We start from the raw sequence: 4,682 nt of genomic DNA, 5'->3' as shown, positions 1-4,682 counted from the left end.
AGGTCTCGTCGGCGAGGATCTCGTCGCCCTCTTCCTCCAGCTTCATGGCGATCTTGCCGTTGCGGTTGACCTGGACGAAATCGGACAGCTTGTTGCGGCGCACGGTGCCGCGCGTCGTGGCGAACATCACGTCGAGCTCGCCCCAGCTGGTCTCGTCCTCGGGCAGCGGCATGATCGTGGTGATGCGCTCGCCCTGCTCGAGCGGCAGCATGTTGATCAGCGCCTTGCCGCGCGATTGCGGGTTGCCGATCGGCAGCCGCCAGACCTTCTCCTTGTAGACGATGCCGCGCGAGGAGAAGAACAGCACCGGCGTATGCGTGTTGGCCACGAACAACCGGGTGACGAAATCCTCTTCCTTGGTCGACATGCCGGAGCGGCCCTTGCCGCCGCGGCGCTGCGCCCGGTAGAGCGACAGCGGCACGCGCTTGATGTAACCGGAATGGCTGACGGTGACGACCATGTCCTCGCGCTGGATCAGGTCCTCGTCTTCCATATCCGAACCGCCCTCGGAGAGCTCGGTGCGGCGCGGCGTGCCGAACTCGTCGCGGACCGCGATCAGCTCGTCCTTGACGATCTGCTGGATGCGGGCGCGCGACGACAGAATATCAAGGAAATCAACGATTTCAGCGCCGATCTGATTCAACTCGTCGGCGATCTCGTCGCGGCCGAGCGCGGTCAGGCGCTGCAGGCGCAGTTCAAGGATGGCGCGAGCCTGCTCCTCGGAGAGATTGTAGGTGCCGTCCTCGTTGATGCGATGGCGCGGATCGTCGATCAGCTTGATCAGCGGCGCGACGTCGTGCGACGGCCAGCGCCGTTCCATCAACTGCTCGCGCGCCGTCTGCGGATCGGGCGCGGTGCGGATGAGCTTGATCACTTCGTCGATATTGGCGACGGCAATCGCAAGGCCGACCAGCACATGGGCCCGCTCGCGCGCCTTGCGCAGCAGGTATTTCGTGCGGCGGCTGACGACCTCCTCGCGGAAGCCGACAAAGGCCTTCAGCATGTCGATCAGCGTCAGCACTTCCGGCTTGCCACCGTTGAGCGCCACCATATTGGCGCCGAACGAGGTCTGCAGCGGCGTGAAGCGGTAAAGCTGGTTGAGGACGACATCGGCCACGGCGTCGCGCTTCAATTCGACGACGACGCGGTAGCCCTGGCGGTCGCTCTCGTCGCGGATATCGGAAATGCCCTCGATGCGCTTGTCGCGCACCAGCTCGGCCATCTTCTCGATCATCGAAGCCTTGTTCACCTGATACGGAATCTCGGTGACGATGATCGACTCACGATCGTTGCCGCGCTGTTCGATCTCGACGCGGCCGCGCATGACGATCGAGCCGCGGCCCGTCGAATACGCGTTGTAGATGCCGGAACGGCCAAGCACGATGCCGCCGGTCGGGAAATCCGGCCCGGGCACGATCTCCATCAGCGCCGTCAGGTCGATCGCCGGATTGTCGATGAGGGCGATGGCGCCGTTGCAGACTTCGCTGAGATTGTGCGGCGGGATGTTGGTGGCCATGCCGACGGCGATGCCGCCGGAGCCGTTGACCAGAAGGTTCGGGAAACGCGCCGGCAGCACCTTGGGCTCGCTGCCCGAGGCGTCGTAAGTATCCTGGAAATCGACGGTTTCCTTGTCGATGTCCTCCAGCAATTCATGCGCGACCTTGGTGAGCCTGGACTCGGTGTAGCGCATCGCCGCGGGCGGATCGCCGTCGATCGAGCCGAAATTGCCCTGACCGTCGATCAGCGGCACGCGCAGCGACCAGTCCTGCGCCATGCGCACCAAAGCGTCATAGATCGAGGCATCGCCATGCGGATGGTATTTACCCATCACGTCGGCAACCGGGCGCGCCGACTTCACATATTTGCGGTTCCAGTGGTAGCCGCTCTCATGCGAGGCGTAGAGGATGCGGCGATGCACGGGCTTCAGGCCGTCGCGCACATCGGGCAGCGCACGGCTGACGATCACGCTCATGGCGTAATCGAGATAGGAGCGCTGCATCTCCTCGATGATCGAAATCGGCTCGATGCCGGTGGGGCCGCCGTCCGGCCCGCGCGGTGTCTTCTGGTCGGTCAAATCAGGTCACAATCCAGTCGGGAATCACTGCCTGCTTATATAGGAAGCCTTGCCGAAACTCCAATGTCGGCCGGACTTTTCCAGAGACAATTTTGATGGTAATTTCAAATGGATACCGCTGATTGCGACGATATGGCCACGGTCATTTTCGTCGCCATGCGGCAAGGTCGGTCATGGATCGGGCAAAAACCGCAAGTGCTGTGAACCTGGCCTCATGGCTGCCCTTGCGGGCGCTGAGCGGCTGGAGCTTCAGGGACCTCAACGGCGATCTGGCGGCCGGCATCACGCTGGCGGCGATCGCCATTCCCGAGCAGATGGCAACGGCGCGGCTTGGCGGCTTCGCGCCGGAGATCGGCTTCTTCGCCTTCGTCGCCGGCTCGGTGGCCTTTGCGCTGTTCGGCGCCAACCGCCACCTCTCGGCCGGCGCGGATTCGACGATCACGCCCTTGTTCGCCGGGGGCCTGGCGCTGATCGCCGCCTCCGGCTCGCCGCATTACCTGGCGCTGGCGGCCATGCTGGCGCTGATGGTGGGGCTGCTGGTGGCGCTCAGCGGCATTTTCCGTCTCGGCTGGATCGCCGATCTCCTGTCCGTGCCGGTCACGACCGGCTTCCTCGCCGGCATTTCCGTCCATATCATCGTCTCGCAACTGCCTTCCTTGCTCGGTCTGCCGCCGGAAAGCGGCGAGACGGTGCGGCGCGTCGGCGAGATCGCCGCCAATCTCCACCTCACCAATCCGTGGAGCCTGGCGATCGGGCTTGGCGTGTTCGTCCTTGTCTTCGCCTCGGAGTATATCAGCGCTCGCATCCCGGCAGCGTTGATCGGCATGGCCCTGGCGACGCTTGGCGTTGTCGCCTTCGATTTGAAGAACCGGGGCGTCGAAGTGCTCGGCGCCTTGCCCAACGGGCTGCCGGCCCCCGGCATGCCGACCGCCGACTTCCAGGACGCGCAGGCCCTTGTCCCGCTCGCCCTGCTGATCGCCATCGTCGTCATGGTGCAGACGGCGGCCACCAGCCGCTCCTTCGCGCCTCGGGACGGCGAAGCACCCGATATCAACCGCGACTTCGTCGGCGTCGGCGCGGGCAGCATCGTGGCCGGCCTGTTCGGCGCCTTTGCCGTCAACGCCAGCCCGCCGCGCACGGCAATCGTTGCCCAGACAGGCGGCCGCTCGCAGCTGTCGGGCCTGATCGCTGCGACCATCGTCCTGGTGCTCGGCGCTTTCGGCGGCAGCCTGCTTGCCAACGTGCCGCAGGCAGCCCTTGCCGGCGTGCTGATGTTCGTCGCCCAGCATATCCTGCGCTGGCAGGTGTTCGCCAAGGTCTGGCGCCAGGCCAAGATCGAGTTCGCGCTGATCCTGATCACCATGATCGCCATCGTCATCCTGCCGATCGAAACGGGCGTCGCGATCGGCATAGGGCTGTCGTTGCTGCACGGCATCTGGGGTTCGACGCGCACGGAGCCGATCGAGCTGGCCCAGGTGCCGGGCACATCGGTCTGGTGGCCGCCGAGCGGTTCCAGCCCCGGCGAGCAGCACCCCGGCGTACTGGTGGCGGCGTTCCAGGCGCCGCTTTCCTTCGTCAACGCCGACCGTTTCAAGCGCGGCCTCACCGACCTGATCGACGCCAGGAGCGACGACGTGAAGCTGGTGGTGCTGGAGGCCAGCAACATCGTCGAGATCGACTACACCGCCGCCCAGGCGCTGATAGACGCCATCCGCCATTGTCGCGACAAAGGCGCGGTCTTTGCTATCGCACGTATGGAATCGCTGCGCGCCCAGGCGGCGCTGCGGCGGTTCGGCATCGCTGAAATTGTCGGCACAGAGCGTATCTTCCACAGCGTCGACGCGGCGATCAAATCACTTGGTCCGGGGAAGCCGCAGCACAAAGAACAGGATGGAGTGCCATGATTGACCCCCGAGAACCGATTGTGACCCCGGTCCCCGTTGACGAACTGAGGCCGACACAGATCACGGTCGGCATGCGCGAAGTTGGGCTGAAGCGCCAAATGATCCGGGCGCAGGACGCACGCAGGCAGACCGGGGCTTTTCTCGGCAGGCACATGGTGCCGGTCGTGCTCGGTCCCAAAAAACGCAACTACGTCACCGACCACCATCATCTCGCCCGCGCGCTCCTCGAGGAAGGCGTCAAGGACGTGCTGGTGACGGTGATCGCCGATCTGTCGGCGCTCGACAAGGACGCATTCCTTTTCATCCTCGACAACCGCGGCTGGATGCATCCGTTCGACGAGAGCGGCCGGCGCCAAGACTATGCGGCCATACCGAAGACGATTGGCGCGCTTGTCGACGACCCCTATCGCAGCCTTGCCGGCGAACTGCGCCGGCAAGGCGGCTTCGCCAAGGACACCACGCCGTTCAGCGAATTCCTGTGGGCGGATTTCTTGCGCCGCCGCATCGCTCGCGCGGCGGTCGCGAAGAATTTCGACAAGGCGATGAAAGACGCGCTTGCCTTGGCCAAAAGCAAGGATGCGGATTACCTGCCGGGCTGGTGCGGCCCGACGGACGATTGACGGCAAGAGCTAGAGCAATTCCAGGAAAAGTGTGAGCGGTTTTCCGTCCGGAATTGCGTAAAAACAAGGGATAGAGCGGTTCGC

3 protein-coding genes are annotated in these 4,682 nt (G+C 64.5%); 2 read left to right on the top strand and 1 reads right to left on the bottom strand.

The annotated features are described in order from the left end of the window. Positions 1-2,074 (bottom strand): DNA gyrase subunit A (gene gyrA, locus FJ471_RS34110; protein ID WP_140811150.1); only part of this gene is annotated, 2,074 nt, incomplete at its 3' end. 173 nt (positions 2,075-2,247) lie between these two features. Between gyrA and FJ471_RS34105 the strand changes: the two genes are divergently transcribed. Together FJ471_RS34105 and FJ471_RS34100 are read left to right on the top strand one after the other, a co-directional pair. Further along, the gene (locus FJ471_RS34105; RefSeq protein WP_181179947.1) at positions 2,248-3,978 is read left to right on the top strand and encodes a SulP family inorganic anion transporter; all 1,731 of its coding nucleotides are present in this window, start codon (positions 2,248-2,250) and stop codon (positions 3,976-3,978) included. Next, on the top strand, positions 3,975-4,598 hold the full coding sequence (locus FJ471_RS34100; protein WP_140811136.1) for a ParB-like protein: 624 nt from the start codon (positions 3,975-3,977) through the stop codon (positions 4,596-4,598). The genes FJ471_RS34105 and FJ471_RS34100 overlap by 4 nt, the downstream gene beginning before the upstream one ends. Positions 4,599-4,682 lie beyond the last annotated feature (84 nt).

The organism is Mesorhizobium sp. B2-7-1, assembly GCF_006440735.1.
GTDB lineage: Bacteria > Pseudomonadota > Alphaproteobacteria > Rhizobiales > Rhizobiaceae > Mesorhizobium.
The sequence above is the reverse complement of the archived record's forward strand: the minus strand, read 5'-3'. Positions and strand labels throughout refer to the sequence as shown.